Annotated in this window: 17 protein-coding genes, 1 tRNA gene, 2 pseudogenes and 1 riboswitch; of the genes and pseudogenes, 15 read left to right on the top strand and 5 right to left on the bottom strand. The window is 57.1% G+C overall.

The window, feature by feature from the left end:
* Nucleotides 1–10: 10 nt before the first annotated feature.
* From AABB31_RS15780 to AABB31_RS15815, 8 genes and pseudogenes are all read left to right on the top strand, one after another.
* The gene (locus tag AABB31_RS15780; RefSeq protein WP_342077237.1) at nt 11–478 is read left to right on the top strand and encodes a hypothetical protein; all 468 of its coding nucleotides are present in this window, start codon (nt 11–13) and stop codon (nt 476–478) included.
* Nucleotides 459–1,424 (top strand): hypothetical protein, encoded by a 966-nt coding sequence (locus AABB31_RS15785; protein WP_342077236.1) that lies wholly within the window; start codon nt 459–461, stop codon nt 1,422–1,424. The genes AABB31_RS15780 and AABB31_RS15785 overlap by 20 nt, the downstream gene beginning before the upstream one ends.
* A gap of 46 nt (nt 1,425–1,470) precedes the next feature.
* Entirely contained in the window at nt 1,471–1,758 is a 288-nt protein-coding gene (locus AABB31_RS15790; RefSeq protein WP_342077235.1) for a hypothetical protein, read from the top strand.
* 79 nt (nt 1,759–1,837) lie between these two features.
* Nucleotides 1,838–3,294: pseudogene (locus AABB31_RS15795) on the top strand (IS3 family transposase).
* Between the two features lie 189 nt (nt 3,295–3,483).
* Nucleotides 3,484–4,383, top strand: a complete 900-nt coding sequence (locus AABB31_RS15800) for a LysR family transcriptional regulator (protein ID WP_342077234.1) — start codon at nt 3,484–3,486, stop codon at nt 4,381–4,383.
* A 78-nt stretch (nt 4,384–4,461) separates the two neighbouring features.
* The gene (locus AABB31_RS15805; protein ID WP_342077233.1) at nt 4,462–5,157 is read left to right on the top strand and encodes an RraA family protein; all 696 of its coding nucleotides are present in this window, start codon (nt 4,462–4,464) and stop codon (nt 5,155–5,157) included.
* The gene (locus tag AABB31_RS15810; protein WP_342077232.1) at nt 5,154–6,545 is read left to right on the top strand and encodes an MFS transporter; all 1,392 of its coding nucleotides are present in this window, start codon (nt 5,154–5,156) and stop codon (nt 6,543–6,545) included. The genes AABB31_RS15805 and AABB31_RS15810 overlap by 4 nt, the downstream gene beginning before the upstream one ends.
* A 166-nt stretch (nt 6,546–6,711) precedes the next feature.
* Nucleotides 6,712–7,930: pseudogene (locus AABB31_RS15815) on the top strand (IS3 family transposase).
* Nucleotides 7,931–8,204: 274 nt separating this feature from the next.
* On the opposite strand, the gene AABB31_RS15820 reads toward AABB31_RS15815, so the two are convergent.
* A tRNA-Lys gene (locus AABB31_RS15820) sits at nt 8,205–8,280 on the bottom strand.
* Nucleotides 8,281–8,375: 95 nt separating this feature from the next.
* On the opposite strand from AABB31_RS15820, the gene dapF reads away from it, so the two are divergent.
* From dapF to AABB31_RS15840, 4 genes are read left to right on the top strand one after another with little or no spacing between them, the layout of a single operon-like run.
* A complete protein-coding gene (gene dapF / locus AABB31_RS15825) occupies nt 8,376–9,191 on the top strand; it encodes a diaminopimelate epimerase (RefSeq protein ID WP_373634977.1) in 816 nt (271 codons plus the stop codon).
* A gap of 6 nt (nt 9,192–9,197) precedes the next feature.
* Nucleotides 9,198–10,451 carry a tRNA (N(6)-L-threonylcarbamoyladenosine(37)-C(2))-methylthiotransferase MtaB gene (gene mtaB / locus AABB31_RS15830; RefSeq protein ID WP_342077231.1) on the top strand — a complete coding sequence of 418 codons (1,254 nt, stop codon included), beginning with the start codon at nt 9,198–9,200 and terminating at the stop codon, nt 10,449–10,451.
* 2 nt (nt 10,452–10,453) lie between these two features.
* The gene (locus AABB31_RS15835; RefSeq protein ID WP_342077230.1) at nt 10,454–11,089 is read left to right on the top strand and encodes a glutathione S-transferase; all 636 of its coding nucleotides are present in this window, start codon (nt 10,454–10,456) and stop codon (nt 11,087–11,089) included.
* Nucleotides 11,090–11,108: 19 nt separating this feature from the next.
* Nucleotides 11,109–11,711 carry a glutathione S-transferase gene (locus tag AABB31_RS15840; RefSeq protein ID WP_342077229.1) on the top strand — a complete coding sequence of 201 codons (603 nt, stop codon included), beginning with the start codon at nt 11,109–11,111 and terminating at the stop codon, nt 11,709–11,711.
* On the opposite strand, the gene AABB31_RS15845 is transcribed toward AABB31_RS15840, so the two are convergent.
* Nucleotides 11,712–12,359 (bottom strand): outer membrane protein, encoded by a 648-nt coding sequence (locus AABB31_RS15845; protein ID WP_373634978.1) that lies wholly within the window; start codon nt 12,357–12,359, stop codon nt 11,712–11,714.
* A 407-nt stretch (nt 12,360–12,766) separates the two neighbouring features.
* Here AABB31_RS15845 and petA point away from each other — a divergent pair, with 407 nt between their 5' ends.
* From petA to AABB31_RS15860, 3 genes are read left to right on the top strand one after another with little or no spacing between them, the layout of a single operon-like run.
* Nucleotides 12,767–13,327 (top strand): ubiquinol-cytochrome c reductase iron-sulfur subunit, encoded by a 561-nt coding sequence (gene petA, locus AABB31_RS15850; RefSeq protein WP_342077227.1) that lies wholly within the window; start codon nt 12,767–12,769, stop codon nt 13,325–13,327.
* Between the two features lie 12 nt (nt 13,328–13,339).
* Nucleotides 13,340–14,689, top strand: a complete 1,350-nt coding sequence (locus tag AABB31_RS15855) for a cytochrome b N-terminal domain-containing protein (protein ID WP_342077226.1) — start codon at nt 13,340–13,342, stop codon at nt 14,687–14,689.
* A 17-nt stretch (nt 14,690–14,706) separates the two neighbouring features.
* Complete coding sequence (locus AABB31_RS15860) at nt 14,707–15,564, top strand: cytochrome c1 (protein ID WP_342077225.1); 858 nt, start codon at nt 14,707–14,709, stop codon at nt 15,562–15,564.
* 72 nt (nt 15,565–15,636) lie between these two features.
* On the opposite strand, the gene AABB31_RS15865 is transcribed toward AABB31_RS15860, so the two are convergent.
* Genes AABB31_RS15865 through thiB form a run of 3 tightly spaced genes read right to left on the bottom strand, consistent with a single transcriptional unit; the run spans nt 15,637 to nt 18,819 of the window.
* A complete protein-coding gene (locus AABB31_RS15865) occupies nt 15,637–16,338 on the bottom strand; it encodes an ATP-binding cassette domain-containing protein (RefSeq protein WP_342077224.1) in 702 nt (233 codons plus the stop codon).
* Nucleotides 16,325–17,854 (bottom strand): thiamine/thiamine pyrophosphate ABC transporter permease ThiP, encoded by a 1,530-nt coding sequence (locus tag AABB31_RS15870; RefSeq protein ID WP_373634980.1) that lies wholly within the window; start codon nt 17,852–17,854, stop codon nt 16,325–16,327. The genes AABB31_RS15865 and AABB31_RS15870 overlap by 14 nt, the downstream gene beginning before the upstream one ends.
* Nucleotides 17,830–18,819 (bottom strand): thiamine ABC transporter substrate binding subunit, encoded by a 990-nt coding sequence (thiB, locus tag AABB31_RS15875; protein ID WP_342077223.1) that lies wholly within the window; start codon nt 18,817–18,819, stop codon nt 17,830–17,832. Before thiB ends, AABB31_RS15870 begins: the two co-directional genes overlap by 25 nt.
* Before the next feature lie 37 nt (nt 18,820–18,856).
* Nucleotides 18,857–18,959: riboswitch (TPP riboswitch) on the bottom strand.
* Nucleotides 18,960–18,972: the final 13 nt, after the last annotated feature.

Here is an 18,972-nt window from a genome sequence, read left to right on the forward strand (position 1 = left end):
CCGGCTTCGGATGAAACAAAATTGGGTGAAGGGTTCTGAATCAACCCTCCACCCGTTTGAGAAGCCTGATTTAGATAATCGGGCAACTACCAACAGTGGTTTACTTAGTACTGTGACCACACAAAAAAAGGGAAATATAGGAATGAAAAGTATTACTGCAAATTCCTTCGATGACTTGAACAGTTCCATCAGCTTTGGCGGCGGTGGTGGCGGCGGCGGCGGCGGTGGTGGCGGCCGGAGCAGCGGTGGCGTTGCACCTGCGTCGCTTCGTCAGCGGACGATGGACTACAATGCGAATACGGCAGGTCGTCAAGCACAGGCGGATGCCGACAGACAGCGGCGCAATGATGTCGCACAACACATAAACTCAAACATTCAGCAGGGGACGAGTGTGAGTATAACAAATGGTAAGCCGTCAGTCACTGTGCGGTCGAATTGCACAAGCTGCCACCATAGCAATGATCCCTTTGCCAACTAAGGGCATCCACACAGCTTTCCGCACCCGCCAAAAGTTACTTTTGGCGGGTGTAGTTGCTGTCGCGTTAGGCATCTGGGGCTTCACGCAGAACTCGGCTTCACGCTCAGTGCCGGAATATGAAGCGTTTGTTGCAGCTTATGGCCAAACGGTGGGCGCAGACGACACGCTTGTCGTCGGAAGTCGATCGACAGCTCCGCATGCCTGCATCATTGCAACAACGCCAGCGCAGATCTATGTGGCCGAACGGATCCAGCGGTTTTGGTCATTTCTGTCTACTCAGTTTTCCCTAGTAGGCGTGTTACAGATTTCGCCGCGTTCCGATGATTGCCCGGCCAATACTAATTTCACTTTTCTGCCTTTGGATGATCCTGCCGGTGCTGGCGTTGAGGCGATGCTACGCAGCCTTGGTGTTGACTTGGAAGAGGGCAACCGCCGCAACACGATTAACCCGCTGGGATATGGGTTCGGTTATCTTGACGACGACCAGCCGAAAACAGTTGTCGTTATCAATACACTATCCTCCCAAACGCCAAACTCTTCGGTGGCTACCCGCTTTGTCAACGCGGTCGTTCTGCAGGAAACATTCCAGATGCTCACTTTCGGGCCCGACAGACCGGTCGAATTTGCTCCAACCTCGATCCTGCACGAGCCCGTCTCTCGCCCTGATCCGGATTGGGAAAGCTACACGCCGGAAGATCTGGCCATATTTCTTGATCAAACACCCGAAAGACTATGCCGCGAGGATGTTTTCGCCTTGGCTGCGTTTGAACGGATTTCAGCCGCCGGGGTGGTTTATGAAAGTGACGTCAACGAAGTGGTTATGAGTGCTTTTGAAAGCATACAAAACAAGACAAACGAAATCACCAGCGATCAAGAATGGAACGACATCGTCGATCCAAACTGCAGTCTTGCAAACCCGCTTGGCCCATCCGGAACCTCTCAGTAATGTATTTGTCTTATGTGACCTGTCGTTTGATTGCTGGCGCCCGAAAATGAGCGCAACGCAAAACGAAAACGCCAATGAAATACCACTGTCGTGGTTTGGTAAAGCGTTTTGGAAGTTTACACCGCTTTATATTGAACTTGTTTTTTTAGCAATTTGTTTGCGCCTGATCGGGTTGGTCGAACCGTTTATTTTTCAAGTCATCATAGGTCGCATAGTCCCCTTTGAACGTGAAGCGTCCTTGATGGTGGTCGTGGCGATATTCGCGGTCGTTAGCCTATTTCAGCTTGGGTTTGAGGCTCTATCCCGATTGCTTGGAATGTTGACGGCCGTCTGACGTCAGCGCTTATGGGTCTACATAGGGCTTTTTGCTAAGAGAGAGTTTGTTGCTCATCGTAACCATCAAGGAGTGGAAGATGAGAAAGACAACGAAGAGCGCTGGCGAGAAGATCGTCAGAGACATCAAGCCCGCCACGCGCAAGCAGTATTCCAGCGAAGAGAAGATCCGCATCGTGCTGGATGGATTGCGTGGTGAGGACAGCATCGCAGAGTTGTGCCGTTCCCCCTGCCCGGCAGTCGAAACGCAGTTTCGATGACAGGGGCGAGGGCATCTCCCAAGGCCTTTATTATAAGTGGTCGAAAGACTTCATGGAGGCCTGGAAGAAGCGCTTGGCCGGGGACGCAGCACGGGCTGCGAACACCCAAGAGGTCAAGGAACTGCGCCGTGAAGCCAAGGATCTCAAAGAGGTGGTCGCTGAACAGACACTTGAACTGCGTCTTCTCAAAAAAAGCATGCTCGGGGATGGGGACGACCACGCATCAGGTATGCCGCATCAGAGGAGCTGGAGAGTGAGCCATTGATGCGCCATTGGTTCAAGCACAATGGCGAACCGGCTGGTGGAAGAAAGCCATCTGTTGGCACGTCGGACACTGGCTAAGCTTGGTATCCCTCGCACCATGTTCTACCGTTGGTATGACCGATATCTGCAGCGCGGTGAGGCTGGGCTGGCGGATCAATCTCCCAAGCCCAATCACGTCTGGAACCGGGTGCCCACCGACGTGAAGCGCAAGGTTGTGGATCTTGCGCTGAAGGAAACAGAGCTGTCACCACGCGAACTGGCGGTGACGTTCAGCGATCAGGAACGCTATTTTGTGTCGGAATCTACGGTCTATCGCACGCTCAAGGCACATGACCTGATCACTAGCCCGGCCTTCATCGTTCTGAAAGCCGCTGATGAGCTCCAACACAAGACAACGGCCATCAACCAGCTTTGGCAGACCGACTTTACCTATCTCAAGGTGATCGGCTGGGGCTGGTTCTATCTCAGCACCGTCCTTGATGATTACAGCCGGTATATCATCGCCTGGAAACTCTGCACCAATATGCGGGCCGAAGATGTGACGGACACTTTGGACCTGGCGTTGCGGGCTTCGGGATGTGACCAGGTTCATGTTGTCCACAAGCCACGCCCGCTCAGCGATAATGGATCAAGCTACGTCTCGAGCGACCTGGCCGAGTGGTTGCACGACAAGGGCATGAAGCACTCGCGCGGTGCGCCATACCATCTGCAAACCCAGGGCAAGATCCCTCTCATCGTTTCTGCGAAACGACTGCCGGGCAGTGGAACGCTGGCATCAGACCCTCAAGAACCGCATCCTGCTGGAAAACTACTTCCTGCCCGGCGATCTCGAAGCGCAGATCACGGCCTTTGTCGATCACTACAATCACCAGCGCTTCCACGAGAGCATCAACAACGTCACGCCCGCCGACGTCTACTTCGGTCGCGACAAAGCCATCCTCAAACAACGCGAAAGGATCAAACAGAAAACACTTGAAGCGCGCCGCTTGCATCACCGCAAACACGCCGCATAATCAAACCAACAACATGAGCCAAACTCTCGCCTAGTTCAGGATGCCATTGGCACCAAAAACCCTGACGACGGACATGGCGGTGCAGCGAATGTCTGGTCTCAGTTGCCCATCTCTGGCCATCAATCCCCTTTAGTTTTCCATGTTTCCGGTTAGCTTGAAAGGAATGAAGGATGTTGGTGGAATAGTACAATGAAGGATGTGATTGGGTATCTGCGCTGTTTTGAAGCCGCTTCTCGTTTGATGAACTTCACTTATGCAGCCGATGAGTTATGCGTTACCCAAAGTGCGGTTAGCCACCAGATGAAGGAACTTTCCAGACGCCTGGGGTTTGCCCTGTTCAATCGCACGGGAAACACGCTGGAACTGACTGCGAAAGGTCAAGAGTTTGCGAGACTTACGTCTCGTCTGCTACAAGATCTGGATATTGGCCTTGAAGGGTTGCGCAGCGATATCCTCAAAGGTGCTCTGTTGATCCATTGTGACCCGGTGTTGGCCAACAAATGGCTCCTGCCGAGACTGGACAGACTTGAAGGCCGGTGCCTCCCACTCCGGGTAGAACTGCGCTCCAGTGGTGAACCGAAAGATGCTGACATTGTCATCGGTTTTGAGGCCGTTGACGGGTTTGAAGAAAGTCACTTCGACGCGGACTACTGCACCTTCGTCTACAGCCCTGAGATTCTGACATCTGGCGAAAACAAGCTATCGCCCGCGCAGATAATATCCGAGACCGCAATCCAACTTGGCAAGCCCAACTTAGAAGAGCTGTACGGTGCGAAATGGTCAAGCTGGGGAGCAACGCAAGGCAAAGATATAAGATCAGCCGGGGACATTGAGGCGCACGGTAGCGTCGAACTGGCCTTGCAGGCGGCTGTCCACGGACGTGGCGTGGCATTACTTCGCAGAACGATTGCCGATGACGACATCCGCGCTGGACGGCTTATCGCAGCGTCGCACGGACGTTTGCCGGATGCGCCACCACTTATTGTGTCTATAAACACGCAGACCCTCCATCACGATCTATGCCGCGATCTTGAGAATTGGCTGCTGGCTGAATTGACTTCGACAGTCGCGGAAGCGCGGTGTGAATAGAACTCATGCAGCCATGATGAACCATCATTCGGGATAAACGGCATTGGGTGATATATCAGCCTTCGAACAGTGAGGCGCATGATGATCCAACAACCCAAACCCCTGACCGTAAAAAGAGATTTACCCCGTCCAAGCGACGCACAAATTGCAGCGTTTCAGGCGATACCCACCGGCTTTGTCGCTGATGCGCTGGCTGGGCGGGGTGTGCTGGCACCTGCGATCAAACCGCTTTTGGAGGGCAACCTTCCGTTTCACGCCGCTGGTCCAGCGGTGACGGCGCATAACAGCCCCGGTGATCTTCTGGCAACCTTGGCGGCACTCAATGACGTGCAAAAAGGCGATATCGTGGTTGCCACCGTGTGCGGGCATCAGGGAAATGCCGCTGCGGGTGATTTGGTCATGGCGATGTTGAAAAATGGTGGCGGTGCCGCGCTTGTCACCGATGGCCCGATGCGAGACCTGTCAGGTATCGTAGATGTTGGCCTTCCTGTCTGGTGTACCGGATTGAGCCCAGCCTCGCCCTCTACCTCCGGCCCCGGAACCGTTGGCCTGCCGATTCAGATCGGCGGCCAATGTGTTAGCAGTGGTGATATGATTGTGGCGGACCGTGACGGCGTTGTCGTCGTGCCGTTGGGAGAAATTGATACTGTTCTTGCGACGCTGGACACCATCCGTGCAGCAGAGGCGGCCTACGACGCTGAAATTCGTGCGGGGCGCAAAGTGTCACGAAAGGCGCTCGATGTTTTGTCGGATGGGCGCACCGATTTTCTATGATGCCAGCAGCTGACGACACCTCACCAACCCGGTGGAGCGATCTGCTCAACAGGCATTATGCGCCAGCCCTGATCATGGTGTGCTGCGCGGTCTTGTTGCATGCGGCGGACGGTTTGCTGGTCGCCACGATGCTGCCTGTGATTGTCGCCGATATCGGCGGCCTGCACCTGATGTCGTGGGTCGTGATGCTCTATGAAGTTGGGTCGATCATCGTTCGTGTGATCAGCGGTTTCCTCCTCATCCGCTTTGGCCTGCGTCTGCCAATGGCGGGTGCAGCGCTGTTGTTTGCCTTTGGCTGCAGCCTAAGTGCACTCGCCATATTGATGCCTGTCATGCTTTGGGCACGATTGTTTCAAGGTTTCGGAGGTGGCGGGCTCATAGCGATGTCGTTTGTTGCAGTGACGTTGTTGTTTGAACGCAAGCTAGGGGCACGCGCTATGGCACTTGTCTCAACGACATGGGCAGGTTCCGCCTTTCTTGGTCCTTTGATTGGTGGCCTCTTTGTCCAATTTGGAAATTGGCAAACGGCGTTCTGGACTTTCGGCGCTATAGCGCTTGGCCTGTCACTGATGATGTTGCGCATCGCACCACGAAACACATCCAAATTGCCGCAAAACACCCACCTGCCGGTTACGCGGCTGCTCCTTTTGGTCGCCGGGATCATGGCCATCGCCTTCGCGGGTGAAGATGTGCAGTTGCCCAAGACGTCTGCCCTCCTGGTCGCAGGTTTCTGTTTGATCGCGCTGTTCCTGTGGCAAGACTCCCGCCAATCGACCGACAGACTCTTGCCGGTCTTTGATCCACTGCCGCGGGATCGTCCGTCTGCGATAATCGTTACGGTGGCTTTTTTTGCCGCCGCGACGATCGCGATTGGTGCCTATGCTCCCTATTTCCTTGTCACTTTGCACGGCGTAACCCCGCTAGAGGCCGGATATGTCATCGCAATAGAAGCCGTGGCATGGGCTATCACGGCCTCACTGGTTGCTGGTGGACCCGAGGCGCGGGATGTAAAACTGATCACCACGGGCCTTGGTATTGTGACAGTCGGTGTCACCGGATTGTGCATGACTATTGGCTTCGGACCGGTTTGGATGATTGCTTTCTCTGCACTTTTGCAGGGCGTTGGGTTTGGGATGGCTTGGACGTTCATCCCTCGCCTCGCTACAAAAGGTCTATCAGATGACGAAAGCGCATTGGTCGCGGGTGCTTTGCCAACAACACAACGGATCGGCTACGCGGTCGGAGCTGCGTTTATGGGGCTAGCTGCTAATGTAGCAGGTCTAGGAGAGACGCCGCCGCATATAGCCGCAACAGCAATTTTTGCGACCGCGCTACCTCTCATCGTCGTGGGGCTCATTGGTCTTCACAGGTTCCTCAGAGCGGTATGACCGAAACCAATCATATGCAGACATTGGTGCGTTGACAGAAATGTCCCGCATTGCGTAAATCCGTGTGCTTTGCAGCGAAGGGTCTGCTGTGATCCCTGAAAACGTCCTCGTTTCTGGCTAGAGTTTTCCGCTAGATTTCCCTTGGCTGGGAGAGGAGCGGATGACGATGAAAGCATCCAAATTCACGGAAGCGCAGAAGGCGTTCATCATCAAGCAAGGCGACGAAGGCACGCCATTTGCTGAGATTTGTCGGAAGGCTGGGATCAGCCAAGCGACGTACTTCAATTGGAACAAGAAGTACGCCGGTATGTTGCCGACGGACATGAAGAAGCTGCGTGAGCTGGAAGACGAGAACAGACGGCTGAAGAAGATCGTCGCGGATCTGGCTCTGGACAAAGAAATGCTTCAGGATGTCATCAAGCGAAAGCTCGTCGCCATTGTCGCTTGGACCAATGGCGCAACAATGACGACCCTGCTCGCAAGAGAACGCTGGTCGACGAGATCACGGCTGATTGGCGAGTATCGATCCGGAGGGGTTGCCAATGGTTGCGCCACTGGTCCGAGCAACCATTGGCGACGGTCTCATCCGGTGCGGTCCGCGGACATATCGGTACAAGTTTCCCCTCTCGGCAGATTGCGTTGCAATCGCCTACCGGGCAGCGGTGCGACGCGACGAGGCCGCGTTAGAATAGCGGATAAAGGAGATTTGTGAGACATGCGTGCGGTTTGGCTATCGGCGCGTCCATGTGCTTCTGCGTCGGGAGGGTTGGGAGATCAACGCAAAGAAAACCTATCGTGTTTACAAGGAATTGGGCATGCAGCTGCGCAACAAGACACCCAAGCGGCGTGTAAAGGCGAAGCTTCGCGAAGATCGCAAAGAGGCGGTGAATCCAAATGATGTTTGGGCGGTGGACTTCGTGCGCGACCAACTGGCCACAGGGCGCAAGATACGCATCCTGACAGTCGTCGACACGTTCTCTCGCTACGTGCCAGCGCTAGACGCACGGTTTAGCTATAAGGGCGAAGACGTCGTTGCGACTTTGGATCGTATCTGCCGCAAGACCGGCTATCCCAAGACAATTAGGGTCGATAATGGCAGCGAATTTGTCTCTCGTGACATGGATTTTTGGGCTTACCAACGGAACGTCACACTGGACGTCTCAAGGCCGGGAAAGCCGACCGACAATGCCTACATCGAAGCGTTCAACAGCAAACTCCGATCCGAATGCCTGAACGCTCATTGGTTCATGGGCCTTTAAGATACGGCCAAAAAGTTGGAGGCTTGGCGTAGAGACTACAACGAAGAAAGACCGCACAGCGCAATCGGGAACAACGTCCCAGCTGCGCTCATGAAATTGCCAGGCGCATCCAGCCCGTCTGTGTGATCAAAGGGCGGAAAACCTAACCCCAAGCGGGGACACTTTCGGTAGCACAGCAACACCCAGCAAACTCTCGTCATAAATGAGGGAGCTTCGGGCGGCAGATCACTGCGACTGCGCTGCCTTTGGACTGATGGTTCCAAAACGCGCTTGATAGCTAGAAGGCTCTGCAAGACCCAACTTGCCGCCGAAGCTTGGCAAAGTTCAAAACTAAGTGTCGAAAAGTTCGAAAACTGTGTCGAAAGTTCACAACTAACTGTCGTTCGACAATTTAGAAGAATGGTGAGCCGTGATGGGTTCGAACCATCGACCTACTGATTAAAAGTCAGTTGCTCTACCAACTGAGCTAACGGCCCACGTGACGCGTGTCTTAGAAAGCCGGCCAAGCAGGGTCAACCCCCAAAAGACGTGATGGCTGGATAAGTTGAAACCCATTGTCTATATGCCGCTCATGGACTCGCAGGTTTCGAATACGTTGCCCTTTATGAAGATGCATGGGCTTGGCAATGACTTTGTCGTGGTTGACGAAAGGGGCGCGCCGCCTCGCGTCGATGCGGCCATCGCCACACGCATTGCGGATCGCCACCGTGGCGTCGGGTTTGATCAGCTGGCGGTGATGTCAGAGACCGAGAATGCGGATATTCGACTGACGTTCTGGAATAGCGACGGGTCTATCTCGGGCGCTTGTGGTAACGCAACCCGCTGCATCGCGCGTCACTTGATGGATGAGACCGGCAAGACCAGCGTTGTGATCGAGACCGCGCGGGGGCTTCTTCAGGCCAAAGATGCTGGCGGAGGCCAGACATCAGTAAATATGGGGCAGCCGCAGCTTGATTGGGCCGACATACCCTTGGCTGAGGCGATGGATACGCTTCAACTGCCAATCGCAGGCGAACCGGTCGCAACGGGCATGGGCAACCCACATTGCACATTCTTCGTGCCGGATGCGGACGCTGTTGATCTGGCCGCCCGTGGGGCCGAAATGGAACGACATCCGCTGTTCCCGGCGCGCACGAATGTTCAGTTTGCGAGCTTGATCGGGCCGAACCGGTTGCGCATGCGCGTTTGGGAAAGGGGGGCGGGTGTCACCTTGGCATCGGGATCCTCATCTTGTGCGACGGCGGTTGCCGCGGCCCGGCGTGGCCTGACGGGGCGGGATGTGCAGATCATGCTTGATGGCGGCACGTTGTCGGTACAGTGGGCCGAAGATGGCGTCTGGATGACGGGGCCCACGGCTCATGTGTTCGACGGTGTGTGGCGGGGCTGATCACCAATGAAAACCCCGATTTTTTCAAATCACGGTTGCAGGTTGAACGCCTACGAGACCGAAGCGATGAAAGAGCTCGCCGCTGCATCGGGTGTCGAGAATGCAGTGATCGTAAATACATGCGCCGTGACGTCAGAGGCCGTGCGCAAGGCGAGGCAGGATATACGCAAACTCGGCCGAGAAAATCCGGGCGCGACGATCATTGTCACCGGGTGTGCGGCACAAACCACGCCTGAGGTGTTCGGCCAGATGGACGAGGTTGATGTTGTGCTGGGGAACACCGAAAAGATGAACCCGGCCACTTGGGCGCAATTGGCCCCGGACCTGATTGGGCAGACGGAGCCTGTTCAGGTTGATGATATCATGTCTGTTTCTGAAACGGCCGGTCACCTTATTGATGGCTTTGGCACAAGAAGCCGGGCCTATGTTCAGGTGCAGAACGGGTGTGATCACCGCTGTACCTTTTGCATCATACCCTATGGTCGCGGCAATTCGCGGTCGGTGCCGGCCGGTGTTGTTGTGGATCAGATCAAGCGCCTTGTGGACCGGGGTTATAATGAAGTTGTCCTGACCGGTGTGGATTTGACCAGTTGGGGTGCTGATCTGCCAGCACAACCCAAGTTGGGCGATCTGGTGATGCGCATCCTGCGGTTGGTGCCGGACTTGCCGCGCCTGCGTATCAGCTCGATCGACAGCATCGAGGTTGATGAAAGCCTGATGGCCGCGATTGCGACGGAAACCCGGCTGATGCCTCATCTGCACTTGTCGCTCCAGCATGGTGATGACCTCATCCTGAAACGGATGAAGCGCCGCCATCTGCGGGATGATGCCATTCGTTTTTGCGAGGATGCCAAGGCTGTTCGGCCCGATATGACCTTTGGCGCTGATATCATCGCCGGATTTCCGACAGAGACGGATGCGATGTTCGCGCAGTCGCTCGACCTGGTAGAGGCGTGCGATCTGACCTGGCTGCATGTGTTTCCCTATTCCCCCAGACCGGGCACCCCGGCCGCGCGGATGCCGCAGGTTGACGGCAAGGCGATCAAGGACCGGGCCGCAAGGTTGCGTGCCGCCGGGCGCGCCCGCGTGGCCGCCCATCTGGCCGCGCAGCCGGGCAAAACGCATCAGGTCCTGATGGAAAACGCCCGCATGGGACGCACAGCGCAATTTGCAGAGGTGACTTTTTCTGCCGATCAGCCGGAAAGCCAGATCGTCAACGCACTGATTACCGGTGTCGCCGGTGATCAGCTGACCGCCTAGCGATGTCAGAAAGGCCGATCCTGTGGTCCTTTCGCCGGTGCCCCTATGCCATGCGGGCCAGGCTTGCGATCCGCGCAAGCGGTGTGCCGGTCGTTCTGCGCGAGATTGTGTTGCGGGACAAACCAACGGCCTTTCTGGATGCCTCGCCCAAAGGAACGGTTCCCGTCATTCAGGCGAACACGGGCGTTATCGAGGAAAGCCGCGACATCATGATCTGGGCGCTTTCGCAGAACGACCCGGCCCATTGGTTGGACGTCCCTCAAGACGGCCACGCTTTGATCGACCAATGCGATGGCCCGTTTAAGGCTGCCCTTGATCACACCAAATACGCGGTCCGCTTTCCTGATCGTGATCCGGCGGAAGAGCGTGAAAAGGCGATGGTCTTCCTGCGCGATCTGAATGCGCGTCTGACGGAACATCGCTTTCTGATGGGGCCTGACATCCGCCTGCCTGATATGGCGATTTTCCCATTTGTCCGCCAATTTGCAAACACGGATCGGGCTTGGTTTGACGCGCAGGGTTTGCTGTCGCTGACCGCGTGGCTGGATGGATTGCTTGCCTCGGCCGATTTTCTGGCAATCATGGCAAAATATCAGCCATGGCAGCCGGGGCAGGACCCGGTCAATTTTCCACCTTAGCCCACACGGAGTGCCTGAAATGAAATTGTTGATGTCACCACCGTCGCCGTTTGTACGCAAGGTGCGCGTTGTTCTGCGTGAAACGGGCTTGATCGACACCATTGAGGAAGTTGCCGTCACGACGACGCCCCTCGCCTCTGACCCCGATGTGTCGGCTGCGAATCCCTTGGCAAAGATACCGGTGCTTATTCGCGATGACGGCCCTGCCATCTACGATAGCCGGGTCATTAACCGATTTCTGAATACACATGCGCAGGCCAATCTCTATCCCGAGGGGCGTCTTTGGGAAATCCTGACGCTTGAGGCAACCGCTGATGCGATCATGGAGGCCGCCGTCGGGATGACCTACGAGATGCGGTATCGCGAGGCGGCGGCGCAATCGCCCGCCTGGCTGGATGCACAATGGGCCAAGGTCGACCGGGCCACCCGGGCGATCAGCACGCGATGGATGAGCCACTTGTCCGGCCCGCTGAATATTGGCCAGATCGGTGTTGCCTGTGCCTTGTCATATCTTGATTTGCGCCATGATGCCCGCGGGTGGCGCGCAGGCAATGACACATTGGCCGCTTGGCACGCGGCCTTTGCACAGCGTCAAAGCATGTTGGATACAGCCGTCAGCTGATCAGAAGTTGAAGCTGACCCCGAGGTTCACGGCATTTGTGACAATGTCGGTTTCCAAGGTCCCGCCTGTATCCAGGTCAGCGGTGTTGGCGGAATATGTCCCTTTATACTCGCCAAAAACGGACCATTGATCATTGATCGGAACACTCGCGCCCGCGATCCATGTAGCGGCCGGACCGGTCAGCTGGTAGCCAAACGTTTCGGAATCGCCATTTGTCACCTCAACATGCGGAACTGACAGCCCAACGCCGCCGCCCACATAGGGTGACACCTCGCCAAACGCTGCGTTCCAGCGCCGGTAGGCATTGACGGTCAGGGTATTCAGGCCGTCGGTGAATTCCAGCACATCGTAACCAGCTGGCAGTTCATCATCTTTCGGATAGACCTTGTTATGCGCAAAATCGAGCCCGTATCCAAAAGTCGGCGACTGCCACTTGGTGGCGCGCAACCCGTAGTAAGGCGGCGCCGTTGTTGAACGCCCTTCCCAGTCAATGGACAGATCGTCATCAGCGATTTCGTCATCGTTGCGAATCGAAACGTCTGACGGTTGGGCGGATTGCAGGCCGCCATAAAAGCTCAATTCCACCTCTGCTGTCGCAGCGGCAGGCAGGCCAAAGACCAGAAAAGAGAGCGCAAGCGCACGTGTCATCACCGATGTCCCGACGGTTGAGTTGGTAAATCAAGTCCTATGCAGCGCCATAAGGAGTGACAAGAAAACATTAAGTGATCCCTAACCACAGGCAGGTGATGTGTCTGCACTGTCACAATATGATCAAGTATTTGCTGTTTTCGGGCCGCTGATACGCATTGATCCGCCAAACAGGGGCCGAAACCCATGGTTGTGCGCACCTGTCTTGCACATCTTTAGAATCAGGCAACTTTTGCGGTGATATGAGGGCGTTGATGTAGATGCATGTAAGATGACACGGGACTGCGCCCTATTGTCCGCTGGACTGATCCGAATTTGATGGCTAAACAGCGCTCGATTGGACAGACTGATGTCATTGTCCTGACTTTTGTGTGGGCAAAAGGCCCAAAATATCGGAGATGTACCCCGTGTCACATACTGATGACGACCACGGCACACGCCGCGACTTCCTTTATTATGCCACCGCAGGTGCGGGCGCCGTTGCGACGGGTGCCGCCGTATGGCCATTGGTGAACCAGATGAACCCGTCTGCCGATGTTTTGGCGCTGGCGTCAATCAGGGTTGACGTTGGGGCGGTTGATCCGGGCACGCAGATCACCGTTCTGTGGCAGGGTAAGCCCGTATTTATCCGCGCCCGGACCGAGGAAGAAATCGCCGAGGCACGTGCGGTCGAGGTTGCTGATCTGCCCGATCCGGATGCGTTTAACGAAAACCTCGGTGCGGTTCCTGCAACCGATGAGAATCGCGCATTGACCGAAGATGGCGTCTGGTTGGTGCAGATGGGTGTCTGCACCCATCTGGGCTGTGTGCCGCTGGGTGACGGTGCGGGTGATTTTGGCGGCTGGTTCTGCCCCTGCCACGGCTCGCACTACGACACCGCTGGCCGCATTCGCAAAGGGCCCGCGCCGCGGAACCTGCCGGTACCCCTCGCGTCCTTTGTGGACGAAACAACAATTCAACTCGGTTAAGGAGAGAGAGCCATGGCTGGTATCCCCCACGACCATTACGAACCAAACTCAAAGGGCGAAAAGTGGCTTCACTCGCGGCTGCCCATTGTTGGGTTGCTTTATGATACATTGATGATCCCCACGCCCAAGAACCTGAACTGGATGTGGATTTGGGGGATCGTGCTGACCTTTACGCTGGTCCTGCAGATTGTCACCGGCATTGTTCTGGTGATGCACTATGTCCCGCATGTCGACATGGCGTTCCAGTCGGTTGAACACATCATGCGGAACGTAAATGGCGGCCATATGATCCGCTATTTCCACATGAACGGCGCCTCGCTGTTCTTCTTTGCGGTCTATCTGCATATCTTCCGCGGCCTCTACTATGGCTCATACAAGGCCCCGCGCGAGGTGACCTGGATCATCGGGATGCTGATCTACGTGTTGATGATGGGGACGGCCTTTATGGGTTACGTGCTGCCTTGGGGGCAGATGTCCTTCCACGGGACCGCGGTGATCACCGGCCTGTTCGGCGCCATTCCATTCATTGGCGAAAGCGTGCAGGTCTGGCTGTTGGGTACGCCCAACGGTGCGATTGATCAGCCTGCGCTGAACCGGTTCTTCTCGCTGCACTATCTGCTGCCGTTTGTGATTGCAGGCCTTGTGGCCGTGCATATCTGGGCGTTCCACACGACGGGGAACAACAATCCAACCGGTGTCGAGGTGCGACGCACAAGCAAGGAAGATGCCGCCAAGGATACCCTCCCGTTCTGGCCCTATTTTGTGATCAAGGACCTGTTTGCCTTGGCCATCATCATGGCGCTGTTCATGGCGGTTGTCGGGTTCATGCCGAACTACCTTGGCCACCCGGACAACTACGTGCCGGCGAATGCGCTGGTCACCCCATCCCATATTGTGCCTGAATGGTATTTCCTGCCGTTCTACGCTATCCTGCGCGCCTTCGACCAAGAGGTTTGGCTGGTTATCTTCGTTAACTGGGTCAGCTTCGGGATCATCGACGCCAAGTTCTTTGGGGTGATCGCGATGTTTGGTGCGATTGTTGTCATGGCACTGGCCCCGTGGCTGGATACATCAACAGTCCGCTCTGGCCGGTATCGCCCGATGTTCAAGTGGTGGTTCTGGCTGCTGGTTGTCGACTTCATCATTCTGATGTGGGTTGGCGCGCGCCCGGCCGAGGGGATTTATCCTTATATCGCCTTGCTTGGGTCGACCTACTGGTTTGCCTACTTCCTCGTGATCCTGCCGCTTTTGGGTGTGATCGAGAAGCCGACAACACCGCCAGCGACGATCGAAGATGATTTCAATGCGCACTATGCGCCGGATGATGCAGGGTCTTCGACCCTTGTGAAACCGGCCGAGTGAGAAAGGACAAAGACAAGATGTTCCGCAAACTCACCATGACTGCTGCAACGGCCCTTGCCCTGACAACAGGGCAGGCCATGGCAGCCGAAGTTGAAACACATATCGAGGATTACGCCTTCTCGTTCGAAGGGCCATTTGGCAGCTTTGACCAGATGCAGCTGCAGCGCGGCCTGCAAGTCTATACCGAGATCTGTTCGGCCTGCCACGGGCTGGAACTGATCGCGTTCCGCACCCTGCATGATGAGGGTGGGCCCGGCCTGCCGGAAGATCAGGTGCGCGCCTATGCCGAATTCTACGAGGTATTCGACGAAACCCTGTTTGACGGCGAGGGCGATTTCCGCCCCGCGACCCCGGCTGATCATTTTCCAGCCTCGTCCTTGTCCAATGCGCCCGACCTTAGCCTGATGGCCAAGGCCCGCGCTGGTTTCCACGGGCCCTACGGCACCGGGATTAACCAGTTCGTCAAAGGCATGGGTGGGGCCGAGTATATCGCGTCGCTGCTGACCGGATACGCGGATGAACCCGAATGCGCCCTGGAAGGGGAACCGATGGATGGCTACTACAATGTCGCCTTTGCGGCAGGTGGTTTCCACGAGAACTGCAAGGACGAGAACGGCAAGCACAAGGTGCCGGGCAGCTGGATTTCGATGGCACCGCCGCTCTATGGTGATGACGTCGAATATGCAGATGGGCACTCGACAGATCTGGAACATGTGGCCGAAGACGTCTCTGCGTTCCTGATGTGGACGGCCGAACCCAAGCTGGTTGCGCGCAAGCAGGCCGGGCTGACGGGTGTGATCTTCCTGACCGTGCTGTCGGTTCTGCTGTATCTGACCAACAAACGGTTGTGGGCGCCACATAAGAAAAAGCACTGACAGACAACGTCATGTCGAAAATCACAAAGGCTCGCCAGATTGGCGGGCCTTTTTGACGTCGTAGGATGGGTTTTAACCCATCTTGCCCAGATAGGCGGCCAGGGCTGGCGGGGGCGCGGCGAAGAGAGGTCCAGTTGCGGTCGGCGCGGCAGCCGCGCCATCTGCAAGCAACACTGTTTCATCGGCGATACGCAGCGCATCTGCGGGGTCATGGGTGACCATGATCACGCGGCGCTCCTGGCTGACCAGTATGGTCTGCACAAGATCCAGCATTTCATCCTTCAAACCCGGGCCCAGTGCCGCAAATGGCTCGTCCAGCAACACGACGGGTCGATCTGCCAACAGGACACGGGCCAATGCCGCGCGGCTTTGCTGCCCCCCGGACAATTCAGCCGGCCGTCGGTCGGCCAAGCCGTGCAAACCGACCTGGGACAGCACGTCGTCGATCCGGGCAAGTTCGGGGGCCGACAGGCGCAGGCGGGGGCGCACGGCCAGCCCCACATTCTGAGCAACGGTCAGATGTGGAAACAGGTTGTTATCCTGAAACAGAATGCTGATCGGGCGATCACCGGGGGGCAGATGTGTCAGGTCCTTGTCATCCAGCAGGACACGACCGGATGCCGGTACCAAAAATCCCGCAATTGCATTCAGCAAGGTTGACTTGCCGGCGCCAGATGGGCCGATCAGGGCGGTCAATGCGCGTCCGGCAAATGTCAGATCAGCCGTCAGACTGAAGGCATCTTGGCGCAAAACAAGATTTTCACACTGCAGCATGTCGGCGCCCCACCCAATCAAAGACAGCAAACACGGTAAAGCTCAGACCCAGCAGCAGCAACGCGGCCGAGGCCGCCGCCTCCATCCGGTATGCGCCCATCAGACGATACATCGCAAGCGGCAGTGTCTCCTGCGCGTCACCTGCAAAGAGGGCGATGACACCCAGATCCCCCATCGACAACGCGGCGGCCAAACCGGCGCCAAAACCCAATGGTTGCGCGATGCGGGGCAGGACCACCAAACGCAGCCATGCCAATGGCCCGAAACCCAGCGTGGCACCAAGCCGGGAAAAATTGGTATGCACCTCTTCAATCGCAGGCGCGATGGACCGTAGGACAAAGGGCAGGGCAAGGGTCGCATTGACCAGTGCCGTGACGACAAGGGCCAGTCTGGCAGGGTTCACGAAAGGAAAAACCACCAGAAACGCGCCTGTGCCGATAACCAGACCAGAGGCGGCAAGCGGCAGAAAGCCTATGGCCGTAACCCACCCGCTGCGCCAAAGGCCCAGTGAAACGGCCATGACGATGCATAAAAGGGCCGATGTCAGCGCCACGCTGACCGAACGGATCGCGGCCTGCCAAATGCCGGGCGGCAGGTCCGCGATGCCCGGTAGTCCGCGCAATATGATCATGACAAGTGGCAGCAACAGAAACGCAGCCGCCGCTGCGATAGCAAGCCCATCCCGGACGGGCGACCCCTTGTCCCATCGTTGGATGGTCCGATCCAGACCACCGCTTAACATCGCCTGCGCGCTGAATTTCCAGGCAATCAGGGCACCGGTTGCGCAGAGGCCGAATTGAACACCGGCCAAAAGGGCGGCCCGACCCAAATCAAAGTCAAAACGCAGTGCCTGGTAAATGGCCAACTCGACTGTTGTTGCCCGCGGGCCACCGCCCAGGGTCAGGGCCACGGCAAAACTTGTCAGACAGATCAGAAAAATGACCAGAAACACACCCGGTCCGATGGCGCGCAGCATCGGCCATTCCAGAAACCTGCCCACGGGGGCGTTCAGCGTGGCGGCAAGCCGGTAACGCTCTGCCGGGATGGCCAACCATCCTTGCAGCAACAACCGGGTGGCCAGCGGCAGGTTGAAAAAGACATGCGCCAGAACGACGCCGTGAAAGCCGTAAATCGAAAAGGGGGGCAGCCCCAGCCAGGCAAGCCCCGCATTCAGCACGCCACCCCGTCCGAAGATCGCCAGCAAACCCAATACGGCGACAATAACCGGAAGCAGAAATGGCGCCCCCAGCAGGGTCACCAGCAGGTCCCGCCCGGCAAAGCGGCGGCGCGCGAGCGCGCGCGCGACGGGGACCGCCAGTAGCGTGCTAAGCGCCGCGGATACCAACGCCTGCAAGACCGTGAAACGGATCGCGGCCCAATCCGCCGTTGACAGGCCGCTATCCCACTCTGCGCGGAGTGCTACAGCGGCCAATGTCCCCAGCGTCAGGGCGACAACCACGAGCCCGGCGAGGATGCCGGGCCAGCGTGGCGCTATTGCGAGAGCGCGGTGCGCCATTCATCCAGCGCTGTATCGCGGGCCGCGGCGGCTTCGTCGGCGGTCATCAACAGCGATTTTTCCGGTGTGATGAGTGTCTCGAAACCTTCGGGCAGGCCGGCCTCGGGCGTGGCTGCCGGATACATCCAGTTTGTGGTTGGGATCACGCTCTGGAATGTGTCGGATACCATGAAGGCCAGAAACGCATCCGCCAGGGCGGGCTGATCGGTGCCGGCTACTTTGCCGGCCACTTCGACCTGCATGTAGTGGCCTTCATCAAAGGCCCATGCGACCTTGCTTGCGTCCTCTTCGGCAATCAGGTGGTAGGCGGGCGAAGTGGTGTAGGACAGCACCGCATCCGCCTCGCCATCAAGAAACAGCCCATAGGCTTCGGACCAGCCCGGTGTCACGGTCACGATATTGTCGGCCAGATCGGCCCAGATGGACGGGGCTTCGTCGCCATAGGCCGCCTTGACCCACATCAGCAGGCCCAGCCCGGGGGTGGATGATCGTGGGTCCTGAATCACGATCTTGGCGTCGCTGGCTGCAAGTTCGGGCATATTCGCGGGCGCGGCGGCACCTGCGTTGCCGACAAACGCAAAGTATCCCCAGTCAAATGGCAGAAAATCCGGATCTTCCCAGCCAATGGGCAGGTCCAGGTCAGCAGTGACCCCATGTGGCGCAAACAGCCCGGTTTCGCGGGCCGCGGCCGTTAGGTTTGTGTCCAATCCCAGGACGATGTCAGCCTCTGTGCGGGGGCCTTCCAGCTGCAAGCGCGCCAGAAGCGCGGCGCCGTCGCCCGCATTCACAAACTGCAGATCGCACGCGCAGGTTTCCTCAAACGCGGCTTCAACGGCCGGACCGGGCCCCCATTCCGTGGTGAAACTGTCATATGTGTAGACTTGCAGCACCGGGGTCTCGGCCAATGCGCCTGTGGCACAAAGGGCAAGTCCCGCAGCAGCTGGCAGATAGGTGGCTTTGGTCATCTTATCCTCCAAATGCGACGAGCGGATTGGGGGGTAAGCGAAAATGGCTGACCTTCCCTCCGCCGGTCTTAACCGGTTCAGGTTCAACGGGTCCGCTTTTCAAAGCATCTCAGCCATTTCTGGCCCCCCGAGGTACTGCAACAGCTATGAGAA

The sequence above is a fragment of the Yoonia sp. SS1-5 genome, assembly GCF_038443705.2.
Classification (GTDB): domain Bacteria; phylum Pseudomonadota; class Alphaproteobacteria; order Rhodobacterales; family Rhodobacteraceae; genus Yoonia; species Yoonia rhodophyticola.

Coding starts and splice junctions, on each gene's coding strand:
- AABB31_RS15835 (WP_342077230.1), top strand. CDS start 10,454: ATGTCAGAAAGGCCGATCCTGTGGTCCTTTCGCCGGTGCCCCTATGCC.
- thiB (WP_342077223.1), bottom strand. CDS start 18,819: ATGACCAAAGCCACCTATCTGCCAGCTGCTGCGGGACTTGCCCTTTGT.
- AABB31_RS15860 (WP_342077225.1), top strand. CDS start 14,707: ATGTTCCGCAAACTCACCATGACTGCTGCAACGGCCCTTGCCCTGACA.
- AABB31_RS15855 (WP_342077226.1), top strand. CDS start 13,340: ATGGCTGGTATCCCCCACGACCATTACGAACCAAACTCAAAGGGCGAA.
- AABB31_RS15840 (WP_342077229.1), top strand. CDS start 11,109: ATGAAATTGTTGATGTCACCACCGTCGCCGTTTGTACGCAAGGTGCGC.
- AABB31_RS15785 (WP_342077236.1), top strand. CDS start 459: ATGATCCCTTTGCCAACTAAGGGCATCCACACAGCTTTCCGCACCCGC.
- dapF (WP_373634977.1), top strand. CDS start 8,376: ATGGACTCGCAGGTTTCGAATACGTTGCCCTTTATGAAGATGCATGGG.
- AABB31_RS15870 (WP_373634980.1), bottom strand. CDS start 17,854: ATGGCGCACCGCGCTCTCGCAATAGCGCCACGCTGGCCCGGCATCCTC.
- AABB31_RS15865 (WP_342077224.1), bottom strand. CDS start 16,338: ATGCTGCAGTGTGAAAATCTTGTTTTGCGCCAAGATGCCTTCAGTCTG.
- AABB31_RS15780 (WP_342077237.1), top strand. CDS start 11: ATGAAACAAAATTGGGTGAAGGGTTCTGAATCAACCCTCCACCCGTTT.
- AABB31_RS15845 (WP_373634978.1), bottom strand. CDS start 12,359: ATGACACGTGCGCTTGCGCTCTCTTTTCTGGTCTTTGGCCTGCCTGCC.
- AABB31_RS15805 (WP_342077233.1), top strand. CDS start 4,462: ATGATGATCCAACAACCCAAACCCCTGACCGTAAAAAGAGATTTACCC.
- AABB31_RS15790 (WP_342077235.1), top strand. CDS start 1,471: ATGAGCGCAACGCAAAACGAAAACGCCAATGAAATACCACTGTCGTGG.
- AABB31_RS15810 (WP_342077232.1), top strand. CDS start 5,154: ATGATGCCAGCAGCTGACGACACCTCACCAACCCGGTGGAGCGATCTG.
- mtaB (WP_342077231.1), top strand. CDS start 9,198: ATGAAAACCCCGATTTTTTCAAATCACGGTTGCAGGTTGAACGCCTAC.
- AABB31_RS15800 (WP_342077234.1), top strand. CDS start 3,484: ATGAAGGATGTGATTGGGTATCTGCGCTGTTTTGAAGCCGCTTCTCGT.